The sequence below is a fragment of the Brevundimonas sp. EU05-FHT14B07 genome, from assembly GCF_058790795.1.
This window is the reverse complement of sequence record NZ_JBYTCZ010000001.1, coordinates 82,920-101,993: the sequence shown is the minus strand read 5'-3', so window position 1 is coordinate 101,993 and position 19,074 is coordinate 82,920. Positions and strand designations below refer to the sequence as shown.

The 19,074-nt window shown below is 67.8% G+C and carries 21 protein-coding genes; 10 read left to right on the top strand and 11 right to left on the bottom strand.

Going from position 1 to position 19,074, the window contains the following annotated elements; all coding sequences use genetic code 11:
- Positions 1-8 precede the first annotated feature (8 nt).
- The 7 genes from hisF (at position 9) to AC3WRC_RS00500 (ending at position 6,914) form a co-directional block, all read left to right on the top strand.
- A complete protein-coding gene (gene hisF, locus AC3WRC_RS00530) occupies positions 9-776 on the top strand; it encodes an imidazole glycerol phosphate synthase subunit HisF (protein ID WP_492302413.1) in 768 nt (255 codons plus the stop codon).
- Entirely contained in the window at positions 773-1,396 is a 624-nt protein-coding gene (gene hisIE / locus AC3WRC_RS00525) for a bifunctional phosphoribosyl-AMP cyclohydrolase/phosphoribosyl-ATP diphosphatase HisIE (RefSeq protein ID WP_316409211.1), read from the top strand. Before hisF ends, hisIE begins: the two co-directional genes overlap by 4 nt.
- A 48-nt stretch (positions 1,397-1,444) precedes the next feature.
- Positions 1,445-2,917 (top strand): glucose-6-phosphate dehydrogenase, encoded by a 1,473-nt coding sequence (gene zwf, locus AC3WRC_RS00520; RefSeq protein ID WP_492302412.1) that lies wholly within the window; start codon positions 1,445-1,447, stop codon positions 2,915-2,917.
- Complete coding sequence (pgl, locus tag AC3WRC_RS00515) at positions 2,910-3,626, top strand: 6-phosphogluconolactonase (RefSeq protein WP_492302411.1); 717 nt, start codon at positions 2,910-2,912, stop codon at positions 3,624-3,626. The genes zwf and pgl overlap by 8 nt, the downstream gene beginning before the upstream one ends.
- Position 3,627: 1 nt before the next feature.
- Positions 3,628-5,517, top strand: coding sequence for a phosphogluconate dehydratase (gene edd / locus AC3WRC_RS00510; RefSeq protein ID WP_492302409.1), 1,890 nt, complete (start codon positions 3,628-3,630; stop codon positions 5,515-5,517).
- Positions 5,518-5,547: 30 nt separating this feature from the next.
- Positions 5,548-6,519 carry a glucokinase gene (gene glk, locus AC3WRC_RS00505; RefSeq protein ID WP_055752823.1) on the top strand — a complete coding sequence of 324 codons (972 nt, stop codon included), beginning with the start codon at positions 5,548-5,550 and terminating at the stop codon, positions 6,517-6,519.
- A gap of 89 nt (positions 6,520-6,608) precedes the next feature.
- Positions 6,609-6,914 carry a hypothetical protein gene (locus AC3WRC_RS00500; protein ID WP_055752822.1) on the top strand — a complete coding sequence of 102 codons (306 nt, stop codon included), beginning with the start codon at positions 6,609-6,611 and terminating at the stop codon, positions 6,912-6,914.
- An 80-nt stretch (positions 6,915-6,994) separates the two neighbouring features.
- On the opposite strand, the gene AC3WRC_RS00495 is transcribed toward AC3WRC_RS00500, so the two are convergent.
- On the bottom strand, positions 6,995-7,357 hold the full coding sequence (locus tag AC3WRC_RS00495) for a hypothetical protein (protein ID WP_492302407.1): 363 nt from the start codon (positions 7,355-7,357) through the stop codon (positions 6,995-6,997).
- Entirely contained in the window at positions 7,354-8,649 is a 1,296-nt protein-coding gene (gene hmgA, locus AC3WRC_RS00490; protein WP_316409206.1) for a homogentisate 1,2-dioxygenase, read from the bottom strand. The genes AC3WRC_RS00495 and hmgA overlap by 4 nt, the downstream gene beginning before the upstream one ends.
- 114 nt (positions 8,650-8,763) lie before the next feature.
- Between hmgA and AC3WRC_RS00485 the strand changes: the two genes are divergently transcribed.
- Positions 8,764-9,267, top strand: a complete 504-nt coding sequence (locus tag AC3WRC_RS00485) for a hypothetical protein (protein ID WP_045811869.1) — start codon at positions 8,764-8,766, stop codon at positions 9,265-9,267.
- Here the strand turns inward: AC3WRC_RS00485 and AC3WRC_RS00480 are convergent.
- Positions 9,264-9,521 (bottom strand): Lrp/AsnC ligand binding domain-containing protein, encoded by a 258-nt coding sequence (locus AC3WRC_RS00480; protein ID WP_039244189.1) that lies wholly within the window; start codon positions 9,519-9,521, stop codon positions 9,264-9,266. The genes AC3WRC_RS00485 and AC3WRC_RS00480 overlap by 4 nt on opposite strands.
- Positions 9,522-9,567: 46 nt before the next feature.
- On the opposite strand from AC3WRC_RS00480, the gene AC3WRC_RS00475 reads away from it, so the two are divergent.
- Positions 9,568-10,374, top strand: a complete 807-nt coding sequence (locus AC3WRC_RS00475) for an alpha/beta hydrolase (protein WP_492302406.1) — start codon at positions 9,568-9,570, stop codon at positions 10,372-10,374.
- 101 nt (positions 10,375-10,475) lie between these two features.
- Here AC3WRC_RS00475 and AC3WRC_RS00470 read toward each other — a convergent pair whose 3' ends face one another.
- Entirely contained in the window at positions 10,476-10,832 is a 357-nt protein-coding gene (locus AC3WRC_RS00470) for a hypothetical protein (protein WP_492302405.1), read from the bottom strand.
- Positions 10,833-10,980: 148 nt separating this feature from the next.
- On the opposite strand from AC3WRC_RS00470, the gene AC3WRC_RS00465 reads away from it, so the two are divergent.
- On the top strand, positions 10,981-11,661 hold the full coding sequence (locus AC3WRC_RS00465; RefSeq protein WP_492302404.1) for a bifunctional 4-hydroxy-2-oxoglutarate aldolase/2-dehydro-3-deoxy-phosphogluconate aldolase: 681 nt from the start codon (positions 10,981-10,983) through the stop codon (positions 11,659-11,661).
- 14 nt (positions 11,662-11,675) lie between these two features.
- Here the strand turns inward: AC3WRC_RS00465 and AC3WRC_RS00460 are convergent, their stop codons facing one another.
- The 7 genes from AC3WRC_RS00460 to AC3WRC_RS00430 form a co-directional block, all read right to left on the bottom strand.
- Complete coding sequence (locus AC3WRC_RS00460) at positions 11,676-12,188, bottom strand: periplasmic heavy metal sensor (protein ID WP_271042599.1); 513 nt, start codon at positions 12,186-12,188, stop codon at positions 11,676-11,678.
- Positions 12,185-12,586 (bottom strand): hypothetical protein, encoded by a 402-nt coding sequence (locus AC3WRC_RS00455; RefSeq protein ID WP_492302402.1) that lies wholly within the window; start codon positions 12,584-12,586, stop codon positions 12,185-12,187. Before AC3WRC_RS00455 ends, AC3WRC_RS00460 begins: the two co-directional genes overlap by 4 nt.
- Complete coding sequence (locus AC3WRC_RS00450) at positions 12,583-13,155, bottom strand: RNA polymerase sigma factor (protein WP_055752815.1); 573 nt, start codon at positions 13,153-13,155, stop codon at positions 12,583-12,585. The genes AC3WRC_RS00455 and AC3WRC_RS00450 overlap by 4 nt, the downstream gene beginning before the upstream one ends.
- Before the next feature lie 65 nt (positions 13,156-13,220).
- Complete coding sequence (locus AC3WRC_RS00445; protein ID WP_492302401.1) at positions 13,221-13,853, bottom strand: EF-hand domain-containing protein; 633 nt, start codon at positions 13,851-13,853, stop codon at positions 13,221-13,223.
- Between the two features lie 47 nt (positions 13,854-13,900).
- Positions 13,901-16,840, bottom strand: a complete 2,940-nt coding sequence (locus AC3WRC_RS00440) for a bifunctional [glutamine synthetase] adenylyltransferase/[glutamine synthetase]-adenylyl-L-tyrosine phosphorylase (protein ID WP_492302399.1) — start codon at positions 16,838-16,840, stop codon at positions 13,901-13,903.
- 4 nt (positions 16,841-16,844) lie between these two features.
- Positions 16,845-18,272: a sensor histidine kinase gene (locus AC3WRC_RS00435; protein WP_492302397.1), complete on the bottom strand. Its 1,428-nt coding sequence runs from the start codon at positions 18,270-18,272 to the stop codon at positions 16,845-16,847.
- A gap of 128 nt (positions 18,273-18,400) precedes the next feature.
- Positions 18,401-19,072 carry a response regulator transcription factor gene (locus tag AC3WRC_RS00430; protein WP_017504381.1) on the bottom strand — a complete coding sequence of 224 codons (672 nt, stop codon included), beginning with the start codon at positions 19,070-19,072 and terminating at the stop codon, positions 18,401-18,403.
- Positions 19,073-19,074: the final 2 nt, after the last annotated feature.

The following is a 19,074-nucleotide window of genomic DNA, read 5'->3' as shown; positions in this document are numbered from 1 at the left end:
GCGGTCGAATGACCGCCCGGCGGATCATTCCCTGCCTGGACGTGAAGGACGGCCGGGTGGTCAAGGGCGTGAAGTTCGTCGGTCACACCGACATGGGCGATGCGGCCGAGCTGGCCGCCCGCTATCGCGATGCGGGCGCCGACGAACTGGTCTTCTACGACATCACCGCCAGTCCCGAGGGGCGGACGCTGGACTACGGCTGGATCAAGGACATCGCCCGACTGCTGGACATTCCGTTCTGCGTCGCCGGCGGCATTCGCAGCGTGGATCAAGCGGCGCGCTGCCTGGACCACGGAGCGGACAAGGTCTCGATCAACTCCCCGGCCTTGGAACGGCCCGAACTGATCGCCGACATGGCTGCGCGGCTGGGCAGCCAATGCGTCGTCGTCGGCGTCGACAGCCGGTTTGAGGACGGCGACTGGGTGGTCCACAAATATACCGGCGACCCCGATGCACGCCGTCATGCCGGCAAACGCACGCTGGACTGGCTGGACGAGGCGCAGAGCCTGGGCGCCGGCGAGATCGTGCTGAACTGCATCGATCAGGACGGGGTTCGGCGCGGCTATGACATCGAGCAGCTGTCCGCCGCGCGGACACGCCTGACCATTCCCCTGATCGCCTCGGGCGGCGCTGGCGCGCCCGAGCATTTCAAGGCTGTGTTCGAGCAGGCCGACGTCTCCGGCGCCTTGGCCGCCAGCGTCTTCCACACCGGCGCCATCGCCATTCCGGACCTGAAACAATACCTGGCCGACGAAGGCCTGGAGATGAGACTGTGATCGACCCGAACACCATCGACTTCGCCAAGGGCGCCGGATTGGTCCCCGTCGTGGTGCAGGACGCCGCCACGCTGCAGGTCCTGACCCTGGCCTATATGGATCGCGCTACGCTGGACGAGACGATCGCATCCGGCGAGGCCACCTTCTTCTCGCGCTCGCGCGGGGGGCGTTGGAGGAAGGGCGAGACCTCGGGCGACCGGCTTTACGTCGTCTCCATCACGGCCGACTGCGACGCCGACGCCATCGTGTTGGGCGTCAGGCCGGTCGGAAACGCCTGCCACCTGAACCGGACGAGCTGTTTCGGAGAGGCCGACGCGCCGGGCCTGGGTCGGATCGCCCGGCTGGAGCGAACCATCGCCGAACGGGCCGCCGCCGATCCGTCCGAAAGCTGGACCGCCCGACTGATCGCACAGGGGCCCAAACGCATCGCCCAGAAGGTCGGCGAGGAGGGCGTGGAGACCGCTCTGGCCGGCGTCGCCGGCCCGGACGAGGAACTCGCCAGCGAGGCTGCGGATTTGATCTATCATCTGCTCGTTCTTCTCCATGCCCGTAACATGGTGTTTCAGGACGTGCTGGACGTGTTGGCCTCGCGAGCGGAAGCGGCCAAAGACAGCGGCTAGACCGTAAAGGCGTGCGTCCCGACAAATGGGATCATCGAGGGACAAGACATGGCGGCTCTCATTCTGTTTGGCGGCGGCGGCGATCTGGCGATGCGCATGCTTCTGCCGTCGCTCTATTTCCTCGAACACGACGGCCTGCTGCCTGAAGGGCTGAAGATCATCGGCGCCGCGCGTTCCGAAGAGAGCGCCGACGACTATATCGCCAAGGTGCACGAGGCGGTGAAGGCGCGCGCCGAGGCGGACAAGGTCTGGAACGAAGCCAGTTGGTCGCGGATGAAGGCCCGCCTGGACTATCTGGCGGTCGACGCCACCTCACCCGATAGCCTCAAGCCGCTGAAGGACAAGGTCGGCGACGGCGAGGTCACCTCCTTCCTGGCCGTTTCCCCCTCGCTCTATGCCCGCATTGTCACGGCGATGAAGGCGGCGGGTCTGGCCGAAAAGAACTGCCGCATCGTGCTGGAAAAGCCGGTCGGGCGCGATCTGAAGTCCTTCCTCGAAATCGACGACGCCGTGGCCCACGCCTTCAGCGAGAACCAGGTCTTCCGCATCGACCACTATTTGGGGAAGGAGACAGTCCAGAACCTGATCGCTCTGCGGTTCGGCAACACGATCTTCGAGCCGCTGTGGAACAACCTGTCTATCGACCACGTGCAGATCACGATCGGCGAGACGGTGGGGGTCGGCGATCGCTGGCCCTACTATGACGAATACGGCGCGCTGCGCGACATGCTGCAGAACCACATGCTGCAGCTGCTGTGCCTGGTGGCGATGGAGCCGCCGAGCGACCTGGACCCCGACTCGGTGCGCAACGAGAAGGTCAAGGTGCTGCGCTCGCTGCGGCCCGTCACGGTGGACGAGGTCGAGCGCGTGACCGTGCGGGGTCAGTATGTGGCGGGCGTCTCGGAGGGCAAGCCGGCCAAGGGCTATGACGAGGAGCGCGGTCAGCCGTCGGACACCGAAACCTTCGTCGCCGTTCGCGCCGACATCGACAACTGGCGCTGGGCCGGCGTGCCCTTCTTCATGCGGACCGGAAAGCGCCTGCCCGAGAAGCGCACCGAGATCGTCATCCAGTTCAAGCCGGTGCCCCACTCGATCTTCGATCGCGACGACCGTGGCGAGGTTCAGGCCAACCGGATGATCATCGAGCTTCAGCCCGAGGAAGACATCTCTCTGACGGTGATGAACAAGCGGCCAGGCCTGGATCAGCGCATGCAGTTGCAGCCGATCAAGATGAGCCTGTCGTGGGGTGTGCCGAATTCGGGGGACGGCAAGTCCGCCGCCCCGCCGCGTCGCCGCATCGCCTATGAGCGTCTGCTGCTGGATGCGATGGCGGGCGACTCGACCCTGTTCGTGCGACGCGACGAGGCCGAGCAGGCCTGGAAATGGGTGGACGAGGTGTCCGAGGCCTGGGCCGAATCCGGTCTGAAGCCCGACGACTACGTCGCCGGAACCTGGGGCCCCGACAGCGCCGACATGCTGATGGCCCGCACCGGCCGCGACTGGAACACCACCGATGTCTGAGACCCCCGCCATCGAAGCCTTCAACTCCGTCGAGACCTGGGCCGAAGCCATCGCCGCGCGTCTGGCCGAAACTCTTGGCGCGGCCGTCCGCGACCATGGCCGGGCCCTGTTCGCCGGTCCCGGCGGTTCGACGCCTGCGCCCGTCTACCGCCGCCTGGCGGCGACCGATCTGGACTGGTCGAAAATCGCCGTGACTCTGGTGGACGAGCGTTATGTGCCTGAGACTTCGCCGGAATCGAACGCTCGTCTGATCCGCGACGTGCTTCTTCAGGACAAGGCGGCGACGGCCCGCTTCATCCCGCTCTATACGCCCGAAGTCACCGTGGACCGTGCGGCCATCGTGGCGGCAAAGGCCCTGGGCGATGCCGGCGGGCGGTTCGATGCGGTGCTGCTGGGCATGGGCGAGGACGGCCATATCTGCTCCATGTTCCCCGAAAGCCCGACGCTGAAGACCTTGCTGACGCCGACGCTGAAGCCCACGGTGCTGGGCGTGCCGCATGGGCGCGACGGCATGGCGCCGACGATCGAACGGCTGTCGATCAATCTGCCCTATCTGATGTCGGCGGGCCGGGTGATCCTGGGCCTGAAGGGCGCCGCCAAGCGTCGCGTCTTCGAAGAACAGGCTCAGGGCGATCCAAAGATTCAGCCCATCGCCGCCCTGATCGCCGCCGGCGTTCCCCTTGAAGTTTTGTGGACGGAGGAAGGCTGAAATGGCGCTTCATCCTACGGTCGCCGCGGTCACCGCCCGCATCGTCGAAAAAAGCCGCGAGACCCGCGCCGACTACATCCGTCGCATGGACGCGGCGCGCGACAGCGGCGCCGGCCGCGCCAAGCTGAGCTGCGCCAACTGGGCCCACGCCTTTGCGGGCCAGACCATCGCCGACAAGCTGACGGCGATGGACGGGTCCAAGCCCAACCTGGGCATCGTCACCGCCTATAACGACATGCTGTCGGCCCACCAGCCGTTCGAACGCTTTCCCGACGTGGTGCGCAAGGCCGTGCGCGAGGTCGGCGCCACGGCCCAGGTCGCGGGCGGCACGCCCGCCATGTGCGATGGCGTCACCCAGGGTCGTCCCGGCATGGAGCTGTCGCTGTTCAGCCGCGACCTGATCGCCATGTCGGCGGGCATCGCCCTGACCCACGACGCCTTCGACGCCGGTCTGATGCTGGGCGTGTGCGACAAGATCGTTCCGGGCCTGTTCATGGGCGCCCTGGCCTTCGGCCACCTGCCCGTCGTCTTCGCACCCGCAGGCCCGATGCCATCGGGCATTCCGAACGCGGAAAAGGCCCGGGTCCGGGCCGAATATGCGCAGAACAAGGTCGATCGTCAGACCCTGCTGGAAAGTGAGATCGGCAGCTATCACTCGCCCGGCACCTGCACCTTCTACGGCACCGCCAACTCCAATCAGATGATGATGGAGCTGGGCGGACTGCACATGCCCTCCACCGCCTTCGTCCATCCCGACACCGGCTTGCGCGACGCCCTGACGACGGCGGCGGCGAAACGGGCGGTCGAACTGGCCCGCAGCGGCGAGTGCCGCATGGCCGACGTCATCGACGAGAAGTCCATCGTCAACATGATCGTGGCCCTGCTGGCCACCGGCGGCTCGACCAATCACGCCATCCACCTGGTCGCCATGGCGCGGTCGGCGGGGGTTCTGATCGACTGGACCGACATGGACGAGCTGTCGTCGGTCACGCCGCTGTTGGCGCGGGTCTATCCCAACGGCTCGGCGGATGTGAACGCCTTCCAGGCCGCCGGCGGCGTCGCCTTCATCGCGCGTGAGCTGGCGATGGCGGGCAATATCCACACCGACGTCACGACCATCATGGGTCAGGGCATCCAGGCCTATTTCCAGGAACCGTCGATGGTGGACGGCGAGCTGGTCTGGCGCGATGGGGTCCAGGAAAGTCTTGATCTCGATATCCTGCGCCCGGCGTCCAATCCCTTTGACAAGGAGGGGGGGTTGCGTCTGGTTCAGGGTGACCTGGGTCGTGCGGTCATCAAGATCTCCGCCGTCAAACCCGAGAACCGCATCGTCGAGGCGCCCGCCGCCGTGTTCGAAACCCAGGAAGATGCGCTCCAGGCCTTCCGGGACGGCAAGCTGTTCCGCGACGTCGTCGTGGTCCTGCGCTTCCAGGGACCCAAGGCGAACGGCATGCCGGAACTGCACAGCCTGTCGCCGGCCCTGTCGGTCATTCAGGACAAGGGGTTCAAGGTCGCCTTCGTCACCGACGGCCGCATGTCGGGCGCCAGCGGCAAGACGCCCGCCGCCATCCACGTCAGCCCGGAGGCCCTGGCCGGCGGTCCGCTGGCCCATGTTCAGGACGGCGACATCATCCGCCTGGACGCCGAAGCTGGCGTTCTGACCACCGTCGGCGTTCCCGACCTGACCGCCCGTCCGCTGGCCGCCCGGTCCGCCGCCAACGCCGAGGGTTCGTCCTGGGGCTATGGCCGTGAACTGTTCGGCGCCTTCCGCCATGTGGTCACGACGGCCGAACAGGGGGCGACGGTCTGTTTCGCCCTGCCGACCGGTTCGCGCGGCAACGACGACACCCCGCCCAATCCCAACTTCGTCGATCGGACTGTGGACGCCTGATCCACCGAACCGAGCGCAGGAAACGCCCCAATGAATGACAAGACCCTTCTCGTCGGCGATGTCGGCGGCACGAACGCCCGCTTCGCCGTAGCCCGAATGGTGGACGGCAAGCCCGTGCTAGACCACCACGAGAGCTTCCCGGCCGAGACCTATCCGACCTTCCTCGAAGGCGTCGCCGCCTTCATCGACGGCTGCGAGGTCAAGCCGACGGGCGGCGTGATCGCCGTCGCCGGCCCGGTCACGGACGGCGCCATCGACCTGACCAACTCGCCCTGGCAGGTGTCGGAGGCGGAGCTTCAGACCCTGGGCCTGAAGCCCGTCAAGCTGATCAACGACTTCGAGGCCCTGGCCTGGGGCGCGCCCATCGTGCCGGAAGATCAGTTGGAAAGCCTGGGCGGCCCGGTCGACGGCGATCCGCACTGCACCGTCGCGGTGCTCGGCCCTGGCACCGGCTTCGGGGTCTCGGCCCTGGTGCGGGATGCGGCCGGCAAGGAAATGGCCATGCCGTCCGAGGGCGGGCACGCCTGCTTCCCCCCCGGCGATCCGGTCGAGGACGAAATCCTGCGCATCCTGCGTCGCCGCTATGACCGGGTGTCGATCGAGCGCCTGATCTGTGGGCCGGGCCTGCTGAACATGCACCGGGCCCTGGCCGAGATCGACGGACGCGAGACCCACATCGACGATCCGGCTCAGATCACTGCAACGGCCCTGGCCGATCCGAACAGCCCGTGCGGCGCGACCCTGGCCCGCTTCTGCGCCATCTTGGGCGCGGTCGCCGGCGACATCGCCCTGACCACCGGCGCGCGCGGCGGCGTCTATATCGCCGGCGGCATCGTTCCGCGCATCCTGCCCTTCATCAAGGCCAGTCCCTTCCGTCAGCGGTTCGAGCGAAAGGGCCGGTTCAAGGAGTATATGCAGGACATTCCGACCAAGGTGATCATGCATAAACACGCCGCCCTGCTGGGCGCTGCGCGGGTCGCCTTCGCCCAGTCGGAGGCCTGACGCGACGACGATCACGAAAATCTCACGGCGGCGTGAACCGAACCGTCACCGTAGCGTTTGAGAGTTTCCACCTAGGAGAGGAACCTCAAATGAAAAAGTTCGCCATCGCCGCCGCTTCGGTCTTCATGCTGGCCGGCGTCGCCGCCTGCGGTGAAAGCGCCGCCGACAAGGCCGCTGAAAAGCAAGCCGACGCCATCGAAGCGACGGGCGAAGCCCGCGCCGACCAACTGGAATCGCAAGCCGCGACCGCTCCGACCGCCGCTCAGGCCGACGCCCTGAACGCCCAGGCCGATCAGGTCGAGAAGAACGCCGACCGCAAGGCCGACATGGTCGAGCAGCAAGCCGGCAACGCTGATGGCGGCGCCACGACGGCCAACACGCCTTCGACCCACTAAGGTCTGGCCACCGACTAAATCCGTTTACGGATGGAGCAGCCCCCGTCGTTCGCGACGGGGGCTTTTTCGTGCCTGCGACCTCAGTCGATGCACAGGGTCGGGCCGGCCTTGCCGTCCTCGACCGTCGTATTGCAGCCGAAACGGTCGCTGGTCGCTTGGCAGACGCCGGTCGCCGCCGTCCCCGGCGCCACGCCGCTGTTGCCCTCGATGCGGCAGTCGCCCTGGCACTGATCGCCGTCGGTGCAGCGCTTCCCGGCGTCGGCATAGCTGATGACGCACTGCCAGGATTGCATCCGCCCGACCTGTTTCATCGTGCCGCCGCGCGTGGCGCAGGACGCGGCGTCGGCGCTTTTCATCGGCGCATCCGACGCCGCTCCCGTGGTCTGGGGCGAGCAGGCGGCGGCCAGAAGCGCGACGGCGACGATGAGGGAAATGCGGATCATGAGATCTGTCCTTTGGTGAAGCCTGACCAGACGTCGTCGTAGTCGAGCTGCATCTGCGGTGATTCCGATGCCCATTTCGTGACGCGGATCGGCATGCGCGTCTCGAACATGAAGGCCAGGGTGTTTTCGATCTTGTGCGGCTTCAGTTCGGCCTTGATCGCGCCGTCATAGCTGGCTTGATCGGGGCCGTGGCCGCTCATGCGGTTGTGCAGCGATGCGCCGCCTGGCGCGAATCCGCCCGCCTTGGCGTCATAGGCGCCGGTCACCAAACCCATGAATTCGCTCATCACGTTGCGATGGAACCACGGCGGGCGGAAGGTGTCCTCGGCCACCATCCAGCGCGGCGGGAAGATGACAAAGTCGATATTGGCCGTGCCCGGCGTCTCGGACGGACTGGTCAGGACGGTGAAGATCGACGGATCGGGGTGGTCGTAGCTGACGGTGTTGATGGTGTTGAACCGCGCCGTGTCATAGCGGCAGGGCGCCAGGTTGCCGTGCCAGGCGACGACGTCCAGCGGGCTGTGATCGAAGGTTGTGGCCCAGAGACGGCCGCCGTATTTCTGGACGCATTCGGTCGGGCAATCCACGTCCTCATAGGCCGCAACCGGCGTCTCGAAGTCGCGCGGATTGGCCAGGCCGTTCGAGCCGATAGGTCCGAGATCCGGCAGGCGGAACGGACTGCCGTAGTTCTCGCAGACATAGCCGCGCACCGGCCCGTCCACCTCGACACGGAACCGCACGCCACGCGGGATCAGGACGATGTGACCCGGCTGGGCCTCGATCACGCCCATCTCGGTGACGAAGCGATGGTCGCCTTCCTGTGGCACGATCAGCAGTTCGCCGTCGGCGTCATAGAAGACCCGGTCGGTCATCGATCGGTTGGCGACATACAGGTGAATGCCCGCCCCGGCCCCGCCGTCCGGTTCGCCGTTACCGCCATAGGTCGTCAGCCCCTCGACCCAGTCGGTCGCAGCCTGCGGCATCGGCAGCGGGTCCCATCGCATCCGGTTGGGATTGGGCGGCGTCTCGTCGAACGGACCGGAGCGGACCCGCCCCTGATCGAAGGGGGTGTACGGCCCATGCTGGGCCGACGGACGCAGACGATAGAGCCAGCTGCGCCGGTTCTCGGCGCGCGGCGCGGTGAAGGCGGTGCCGGACAGCTGTTCGGCATACAGGCCCATCGGCGTCTTCTGCGGCGAGTTTCGGCCCACCGGCAGGGCGCCGGGCGCGGCCTCGGTCGCGAAATGATTGCCGAAACCGGTCATGTAGGCGGGCGCGTTGGATCGCGTCATGTCGTGTCTCCCTATGCCCCTCGTTTAGCCGTCCCCGGCGCCAGCGTCACCCTTTGCCCGTCAGGCAACAGCTTGGCGGTTGGCGCGTTTCTGTGGCCTCGCGGAGGGATTCCCATGACCTATCTGACCCGGGCGGTGTTCGCCTTCGCCAGCCTGCTGCTGTTGCTGGCGGCCATGGCCCTGATCGGGTTCGGGGTGAAGGATGCGCTGCACGGCATCGGCTCGCCCGACAAGTCCGGCGCCGACGCGGTTCTGGACGTGCTGGGCTATGTCATCGTCGCCATCGCCGTATTCGACGTGGCCAAATACATCTTCGAGGACGAGGTGCGGCGCGGCAACGAAAAGCGCAGCGCCGCCGAGGCCCGGCGCAGCCTGACCAAGTTCCTGTCGACCATCGTCATCGCCCTGTTCCTCGAAGCGCTGGTCGTGGTGTTCAAGACGGCGCGCGAGGACGTGGCGCAGCTGCTCTATCCCACCGCCCTTCTGATCGCCTCGGTGCTGGTGCTGGTGGGCCTGGGCGTCTTCCAGCGCCTGTCGGCCACGGTCGAGGAAAAGGTCGGCGACGACGACGAGGCCGAGGATCGCAAGGACAAGGTCAGGCGAAAGGCCGCGCCCTAGCCTTTGCTCGGCAGGAAGGGCGAGAAGGTGATGACCGTGAAGGTGTCGCGCACGTGCGGCCGCGTCTGGACCTGTTTCGTCACGAAGGTGCCGATGTCGGCGTCGCGGGGCAGGTTGAACTTGGCCAGCAGGTCGTGCTGACCCGAGGTGGAATAGACCTCCGAGACGTTCTCGACATTGTCCACGATATCGGCCGCCACGTCGTTGGCGTAGCCCAGCTCGCATTTGATGAAGACGAAGATGGCGGTCATCATGGCAAATCAGTCCTCTGGTTCGAGGGCGCTTCTAGCGGACGAAGACGTGACGGGTAAGCCGCAAGACACAGACGCCGTGCTGGAGGCGCAATACAACAACCGCGCCCTGGTGCCCGACCATCCCGCCGTGATGGCGCGCTGGAAGGCGGAATCGGAGGCCGCCCGCGCCGCCCATCCGCCCCAGGTCCTGAAATACGGCCCGGGCGAGCGCGAGCGGATCGACTGGTTCGACGCCGGGGATGGCGCGCCGGTCGTGGTCTTCCTGCACGGCGGATACTGGCAGGCGCTGGATGCGGGCTGGTTCAGCTTCGTCGCGCCACCCCTGCTGGCCCACGGCGTCAGCGTCGCCATCCCGACCTATGACCTGGCGCCCAGCGTGCGGCTGGGCCGGATCGTCGATCAGGCGCGAGCGGCGGTCGATCTGATCCACGACCGCACCGGCGCCGCGCCCGTCGTCAGCGGCCATTCGGCGGGCGGGCATATGGCGGCCTGCCTGCTGGCGGACGGGCGAGCCTCGGCGGCGGTCGCCCTCTCGGGCGTGTTCGATCTGGAGCCCCTGATCCCCACATCGCTCAACGTCGCCCTGGACCTGAATACGACCGAGGCCCAGGCCCTGTCGCCAATCCGATGGCCGGCGCCCGCTGGCGCGGTTCTGGACTGCATCGTGGGCGGTGCGGAAAGCGAGGCCTTCGTGGATCAAAGCCGCGACATGGCCGCGCGCTGGGGCGACGCCGGCGCCGGGACGCGGTTCGAGGCCCTGCCCGGCCTGAACCATTTCACGGTTCTGGATCCGCTGTTCGATGCGCAGAGCACCCTGGTCAGGCGGCTGGCCGACCTGGCCCATCGACGCTGAGCCTCAATCAGACCCGGCGGCGAAAAATAGAGTCTAATTCGTCTAATTCGTATGAAATCCCCCGCTCCCCTCCCTGACAGATGGGCCTGAGCGGCGAGGCTTCAAGAGGGTCGGTCGGCGCGCCAGATGAAGACGAAGTTGCGGTGTTCAGCCCAGGTCTGACCCTCGACATGATCGCCCGATAGGCAGGCCGCCGTGTGATAGGGGCCTGCGCCGTCGGTGGTGCGGAACGAGACGCACAGCCGGCCATGCTGGCGCTTCCATCGGCCCGCCTCGATGCGGCTGTTATAGAAGTCGCCCGTCACGACGCCGTCAGGCTGGAGCGTCAGGTTCATGGGCTGGTGATAGGGCTGGGCCGGATCGGTCGCCAGATCGACAGACCAGGCGCCGTCCATGTCGGCGGCGGGCGGCGGATCCTGAACGGTCAGAAGGGCGACGACGGCGAGGGCGACGAACATCCTGCTTCTCCCACAGGCGATTGAGCGAACGACGGTCCGCCTTTCGCCACATGCCGTCAAGAGAACGTCCGCGCTAACGCGGTTTGACTTGACCTTGCGTTCGCGACAGCGGAGGTCAACCGCGAACCTATCGCAGAGGAACCCGTCCATGGCCCATGATCGCGTCAGCGTGCTTCAGGCGCTTCAGACCCAGGGCGTGTGCCCGGTCTTCTACCATCCCGACGCCGAGGTCAGCCTGAACGTCATTCGCGCCTGCGCGCGCGGCGGGGCGCCGGTGGTCGAGTTCACCAATCGCGGCGACTTCGCCTGTGACCTGTTCGGTGAGATCAATCGCGAACTGATCAAGACGGATCCGAACGTGGTCTTGGGCATCGGCTCGGTCGTCGATGCGGGGACAGCCTCGCTTTATCTGAACCGGGGCGCGCGGTTCGTGGTCAGCCCCTGCCTGATCCCCGACGTGGCCAAGGTCTGCAATCGGCGCATGGTCGCCTATTTCCCCGGCTGCGGGTCGGTGACCGACATCGGCGAGGCGCACGAGCTGGGCTGCGACATCGTCAAACTGTTCCCCGGCTCGTCGGTCGGCGGCCCGGACTTCGTCAAGGCGGTCAAGGGCCCGATGCCCTGGGTCAAGATCATGCCGACGGGCGGCGTCGATCCGGACGAGGCGTCGATCGCCAAATGGTTCGGCGCGGGCATCGTCGCGGCGGGTATGGGCTCCAAACTGGTGACCGATGACGCCGTGAAGTCGAGCGACTGGGCCGCCATCGAGGCGTCGGTGCGCTCGGCGGTGAACGCCGTCGCCGCCTTCCGCGCGTCCAGAAAAGGCTAAGCGCTGAAGCGCCGTCAGCGGGGCGCGCGGTCGTCCGGCTGACGGTGATCCGGCCCGTGCGCGACGGCGCGACGGGCGGCGCCCTTACGCTGAAGGATCGGGGCCAAGGCCTTGCGCTCCTCGGGCGTCAGCGTCGCCAGCACGGCGACCGCGCCGTTTTCCAGACGCGTGCGGCCCCGCATCTCGGCGGCTCTGGACTGTTCCAGCAGGCTTTCGACCCGGGCCGCGTCCAGGGTCGGCTGACCGGCGATGTCGATGGCCTCGCGCCGGGCGGCGCGGGCCGCCTCGAAATCAGGACGCGCCGCCAGGGCCGATTCTCGCAGCGAGGTGCGCACGCGCTGGCGTACGGCCGGATCCAGATCGGCCAGCACCTCGGCCAGCGGTCCCTCGCGCCCCGGACGGCGTTGGTCCTCGATCCGGCGTTCGATCCGGTCGCGATTGACGACATAGGTGACACCGCCCGCCACGGCGAAAAGGTTCAGGGCCACCGAGACGGCCAAGGCGATCTTCAGGCTCTTGGACGTCATCCCAACAGTTCCGTGTCATCCACGCCCGTCAGCGAGGATTGATAAAGCACCGCATCGGCGCGCGCGTCGGCGGTCAGATGGGTGGTCAGGCCGACGCCGGCGACCACGCCCGCACAGGCCGCGGCGCCCCAACCGGCGCCGAGGTACCAGATCGCCTTGCCCAGACGGCTTTTCGCCCGGGGCGCAGCCGCAAGGATGCGCGCGGTCAGGGCGGCGGACGGGACAGGTCTGGGCGCGGCGTCGAGCAGAGCGTCCAGCGCGGCCGCCTGATCAAGCACCGCCTTCAGCGACGGATCGGCGGCGATCAGGCTTTCGGCGAAGGCGCGCTCGGACGCGGGCCACCGACGCAGGTCGGAGCCGTAGGCGTCCGCCAGTTCGTGCAACCGTTCCGCCTTCATCGTCCGTCTCCTCTAATCGACCCCGGACCGATGTCCGAAAGGGCCAGACGCAATGCGCGACGACCGCGCGACAACAAACTCTCCAGCGCCTCGACGCTGATCTCCATCAAGGCCGCCGCATCGATATTCGACAGCTCCTGATAATGGCACAGGACGATGGCCTCGCGCTGTCGGTCCGGCAGACGTTTCAGGGCCGCCGTGACCCGCACGCCCGTCTCGGCCGCCAGCAGACCTCGATCCGGCGCCGGGCCTTCGTCGGGACGATCCGGCGGCGTGTCGGTCGGGATTTCGCGCCGACGCCTCAGCCGGTCGTAACAAAGGTTCAGCGCGACCCGGTGCAGCCAGGTGTCGAACCTGGCCTTGCCGGGCGTCCACTTTGGCGCCTGGCGCCAGGCCTTGAGCATCGTTTCCTGGGCCACGTCCTCGGCCTCGACCGCATCGCCCAACATGCGCTGCGCCAGCGACAGGATGCGCGGCAGCTTGCGCGAGACGAGCGTCTGCGCCGCCGCCGGGTCGCCCTGCCCAACGCGTCGCACCAGATCCTCGTCGGGGTCGACGATCGCGACCAAACCTGCCTCTTCCGCTGCTGACGAAAGGGACCGGTGCGTTCACGACGGCCGACCCCGACACCGTCTTACTCCGAAGCCGGCATGGGGGAAGCGGGTTGTTGCGCCGGACGCTGAGCCTGGCGGGCCGCGCGGCGTTCCTGCCGTTGCTCACGCTGCGCGGACATGGCCGCCCGGCGCTCTTCGGCGGAGATCACGCCGTCGCGGTCAGTGTCCATCTTGTCGAACCGCTCGCCCAGCTTGACCGAGGCTTCGGCGATCACCACCGGCCCGCGTTCGCGGCCTTGTCCACGCATCGCATGATGCGCGCCGCCGCGACGACCCTCACGATGACCGGCGCGTTCGGCGCGCGGACCGCGATCCGGGCGTGCGGCATGGCCGGCGTCGAACTCGGCGCGGCTGATGGAACCGTCGCCGTTCGCGTCCAGCTTGGCGAACCGATCGCCCGCGCGTTCGGCGCGACGGGCCTGCATGGCGGCGGCGCGTTCCTCGACGCTGACCGTGCCGTCGCGGTTCGTATCGAGCGCGGTCAGGCGAGCGATGCGCGCATCGACGAAGTCGGCGCGGGTCATCTGGCGGTTCGGTTCGCCACGCGCCTGATGCGGAGCGGTTGCACCAGCGGGCGGAACCTGTGCGGTCGCGGCGCCGGCGGCGGCGGCCAGAGCGATGACGCCCAGGCCGGTCAGAAAGGTGTTTCTCATCTCGATCATCTCCACGGGCGCGTTTGGCGCCCTTTGACATTGCCCTGTCAGGAGATTGAACGCGGCGTTGCGGATTCTCCGTCGCGACCCTCTTTTTCCAGTCTGGCTGGAACCGCCCGCTCGAAGGCCTTTCGCGCCCGCGCGCGCAGGTCGGTCAGCTCGGTCTTCAGCGTGGCGAAGTCCGGCGCGCCGGCGGCCTCGGCCAGACGCAGCTGGAAGACCGAAGGCTCGCCCTCCGGATCGACCCGCCCCTCAAAGGCGGCGGCCAGGAGATGGGCCAGCCGCTGCTGCACGCGCCAGGCCTCGGCCAGGACCGGGTCGTCGTGCAGGGCCTCAAGCGTCGATAGGGTCAACGGCTCGCCGATGGCGGCGGCCTGAAGCTGGCGGAACTGGGCCGCGAACTCGGCGTCCACCTGACCGCCCGGCGACAGCTTCAAATCCCAGAAGCCGTGCGGACGGCGCTCGCGATCCATCAGGGCGCGCATCTTTCGGATGTCGGCGGCGACATCGACGCCGGGACGCGGGCGACGCAGGGCGGCCTCGATGGCGGCCGAAACCTGGGCGCCGAACTTCGGATCGCTGGCCCAGACCACGCGGGCGCGGGTCAGGACCATAAACTCCCAGGTCTCCGCCTCCTTGGCGTAATAGGCGTCAAACGCCTTCAGCCGCACCGACACCGGCCCCTTGGAGCCGGTGGGGCGCAGGCGCATGTCCACCTCATAGAGGCCGCCTTCCGCCGTATGCGCCGACAGGGCCGCAATCAGCCGCTGGGTGAAGCGGGCGTAGAAGACGTCGGCGGTCCAGCCCTTGATCTCTGAGGTCGCTTCGGGCAGCGCCTCGTACAGGGTCATCAGATCGAGATCCGATCCGGCCGTCATCTCGCGCGATCCGGCCTTGCCCAAGGCGACCACCGCCACCGCGCCGGGAAAGGCGCCGCCCAGCCGTTCGGTCTCGGCCAGCGCCGCCGGCGACAAGGTGCGCATGGCGGCGTCGGCCAGGGCGGCGTAGGCGCGGCCCGCCGCCTCGGCCCCCGCCCGGCCGGTCAGGGCGTGGATGCCGATACGAAACATCTGCTCGCGGTGCAGGCGGCGCACGGCATTCATGGCCCCTTCGAAATCTTCGGTCTCGCCCGCCTCGCGCAGCATCTGTTCGGTCAAGCCGGTCTCTTCGGACAGATCGACCAGGAAGCGGGCGTCCAGCACCCCGTCCAGCGCCGCCGGCTGCCGGCCCAGGGTGCGCGCCAGACGCGGCGCGAATGCCATGACGCCCAGCACCATTTCGAACAGTTTGGGCTGGTTCAGGAACAGGGCCTGGACCTGCACGCCCGCCGCCAGCCCGGAGAAGAAGACGGCGAAACGCCGGAACGCCTCGTCCGGCGCACCCGATCGGGCCAGGGCCTCCAAGAGGCGCGGCGCCAGGCGGGTGAACAGTTCGCGCCCCCGCGCCGTGCGCGTCGCGGGGATGCGGCCGTGGTGCCAGCTGCGGATCGTATCAGCGACCGACGGCGCCTCGGAAAAGCCCATGCGACGCAGGGTTTCCAAAGTCTCGGGATCGTTCTCGACCCCGGTGAAGACCAGGCTGCCGTAGCTGGAGTCCAGATCTTCGCCGCCCTCGAACAGTTCACCATAGCGGGCGTTGACCCGCGCCAGCAGGGCCTCGACCCGGGCGTCGAAGGCGGCCAGGTCGTTCGAACCGGCCAGGGCGGCGACGGCGGCGCGGCGTTCGGCGTCCTCGGGCAGGCGATGGGTCTGCTCGTCGTCGAGCATCTGCACGCGGTGCTCCAGCCCGCGCAGCTCGACATAGGCGGCGGACAGTTCCTCGCAGACCGCCTGGGGCACATGGCGCGCGTCGGCCAGAGCCTTCAACGCCTCCAGCGTGCGCTGTTTGCGTAAAACCGGATCGCGGCCGCCCAGGATCAGCTGCTGGGTCTGGGCGTAGAACTCGATCTCGCGGATGCCGCCGCGACCCAGCTTCAGATTGGCTCCTGCGGCCTGCAGCCCCTCGCCCGTCTTGTGGACGTGGATCTGTTTCTTGATCGACTGGATGTCCAGCACGGCGGCGTAGTCCAGGCTGCGGCGCCAGATGAAGGGGATCATGGCCTTCAGGAACCGGCCCGCCGCGCGCATGTCGCCCAGCACCGGCCGCGCCTTGATGAAGGCCGCCCGCTCCCAGTTCTGGCCGACGCTCTCATAATAGGCCAGGGCCATCGGCCCGGCGACGACCGGCGGGGTCGAGGACGGATCGGGCCGCAGCCGCAGATCGACACGGAAGACGTAGCCGTCGCCCGTCCGCTCGGTCAGCAGGGTGGCGATCCCCTTGCCGACGCGATTGGCGAAGTCCTGCATCTCCTCACCCTCGCGCAGGGCCAGCCCCATCAGGCGCGGCTCGAAGAAGAGGGAGATGTCGATGTCGGACGAATAGTTCAGTTCGTTGGCGCCATGTTTTCCCATGGCCAGGCCGAAAAGGCCGGGAATGGGACCGCGCGGATCGCCGGGCGGCGAGATCAGCCGACCGCGCGCCCTTTGTTCGGCGGCGACGGCGCGCAGGGCCGCCCGGCAAGAGGCGTCGGCGAACCGGGACAGGGCGTCGGTGACCTGGTCCAGATCCCAAACCCCGCCCAGATCGGCCAGGGCGGTCAGCAGGTGCAGGTCGGCCTTCAGCACGCGTAGCGGGGCGCGCAACTCGTCCGGGTCAGCGTCCAGCGCATCGGTGTCGCGTAGGATCCGCTCCAGCGCTTCCACCGGATCGGCTTCCAGCAGGCTTCGCAGATGGGCGGGGCGACGGCGCATCAGACCGGCGAGATAGGGCGAGGCGCCGGCGACGGGGGCCAGGGCGGGCCAGGCGGCGTCCAGAATCTCGCGCCAGCCGTCGGCGTCGGCGGCTTGGATCAAGGTTTCGTGCAGGCGGTCGGCGGCGGCGATGTTTGTGACCGGACCGGCGGGCGTGAGGCTGGAGGCCAGCGGGATCGAGGTTTCTGGATGTGCCATCACATCATCCGCTCATCCCGGTCGAGGCCGGCGGCAGCACCAGCGCCACCCGCAACCCCGGTCCGAAGTCGCCATAGGCGCCTGGGCCCTCGTCCAGCACAACCCTTCCGCCGTGGGCCTCCGCCACCGCCGTCACCAACGAAAGCCCCAGGCCCGATCCGGGTTCGGTGCGGCTGTTGTCCAGGCGCACGAACCGCTGGACCACCCGCTCGCGGTCCTCTTCCGGCACGCCCGGTCCGGTGTCGGTGACGGAATATTCGATCTCGCCCGACGAGCGCCGGCGCGCGCGCAGCTTCACCGCCCCGCCGGCGGGGGTGTATTTGATGGCGTTGTCGATCAGGTTGGCCAGGGCCTGGGCGAGGAAGGGCTGGTTGCCTTCGATCATCAGCCCCTTTTCGACCTCGGACGAGAAGTCGATGTCCTTGTCCTCGGCTGCGGGTTCATAAAGCTCGGCCATGTCGGCGGCGAGGTCGGCGGCGTCCATGACCTTGGGGTCCGGCGCCCCGCCCGCCTGCAGCCGCGCGATGGCCAGGACGGTGTTGAACGTCTTCAGCAGATGGTCCGCCTCGTCCAGAGCGATGCCCAGGGCGTCCACCCCGTCGATCTTGCCGGCTTCGGCGTCGATCAGAGCGACCTCCAGCTTGGCCCGCATCCGCGTCAAGGGCGAGCGCAGGTCGTGGGCGATGGCGTCGCCGGCGTGGCGGATCGAGGCCATGGACGCCTCCAGCCGATCCAGCATGGTGTTCAGCCCCTGGCCCAGCTCATCCAGTTCGTCGCCGGTGTGGCGCACGGGCGCACGGACCTTGAGGTCGCCGTCCTGCACCGACTGCACCACGCGGTTCAGCCCGGCCATGGCGTTTTCGACTCTCCGGCTGATGTAGAGACCGCCCGCCAGGCCCAGCAGCATGACCAGGGCCATGGCGCCCCACAGGGCCTGGGTCAGGCGCGCCAGATAGGCCTCGATGTCGCCGATGTCCTGACCGACGAACAAATGTTCGCCGCCGGCCAAGGTGGTGATCACCCCGATGGAGCGACGCCGCTGGACCTTGCCCTGGGCGTCCGTGTCGGTCAGGCGGAAGGTCTCCCAGTCGCTGGCGCCGGCCGGCAGGCTGAGGTCGATGTCGATCGGGGATTCGGTGATGTTGCCGGTGATCGTCTTTCCGGCCTTGTCGGTCAGCAGATACAGATACGGCCCGCCCCGGATCGAGCGTTCCACCAGGGCCTGGTTCAGGGCGTCGATGCCGCGCGTCCGGTGGATCGCCGTCAGGGCGCCCAGCTCGATCTCCACATCCGCCCTGGCCCGGCCTTGTGCCTCCGACGCCGAGGCGAAATAGACATAGGCCAGGATCGCCCCCGCCGCCGCCACGAACAGCGCCAGGAACAGCAGCGTCAGCCGGAAAGGCGTGCGGCGAAGGAGGGAGGGAAGGCGCATGGGGTTTAGGGGTGATTTGTGATTGGTGAGTCGTGACTGGCTAGAGAGGGTGCAGACGAAAAGGGGCATGAGAGCCCAAGCCTCGCGCCAGACACTCGCTCGGCACCATTCACCACTCACGATTCACATTAGGCCTCCAACCGATATCCCGCCCCGCGCACGGTCTGCAGCATGGCGCGGTCGAAGCCCTTGTCGATCTTGGAGCGCAGGCGGCTGATGTGGACGTCGATGACATTGGTCTGGGGGTCGAAATGGTATTCCCAGACCTTTTCCAGCAGCATGGTGCGCGTCACCGACTGGCCGGCGTGGCGCATCAGGAACTCGAGCAGCTGGAACTCGCGCGGCTGAAGATCGATCTCGGTCGTTCCGCGATGCACGGTACGGCCGATCAGGTTCATCTCCAGGTCGCCGACCTTGAGCACGGTCTGCACCCCGCCAGTCTCGCGACGACGCGCCAAGGCCTCGACCCGCGCGATCAGTTCGGCGAAGGCGTAGGGTTTGACCAGATAGTCGTCGGCGCCGGCCTTCAGGCCGGTGACGCGGTCCTCGACCTCGCCCAGGGCCGACAGGAACAGGACCGGCGTCTGATCGCCGCCCTTGCGCACCGTCTCGACCATGCCGACGCCGTCCAGGCGCGGCATCATCCGGTCAACCACATAGACGTCGTAGCCGCCCTTTTGCGACTCCAGCAGCCCGAAGGCGCCATCCACGGCGTGGGTCACCTCATGTCCCGCTTCGGACAGGCCCCGCACCATGGCGGTCGCCGCCTCGGCGTCATCCTCGACCACCAAAATCCGCATCG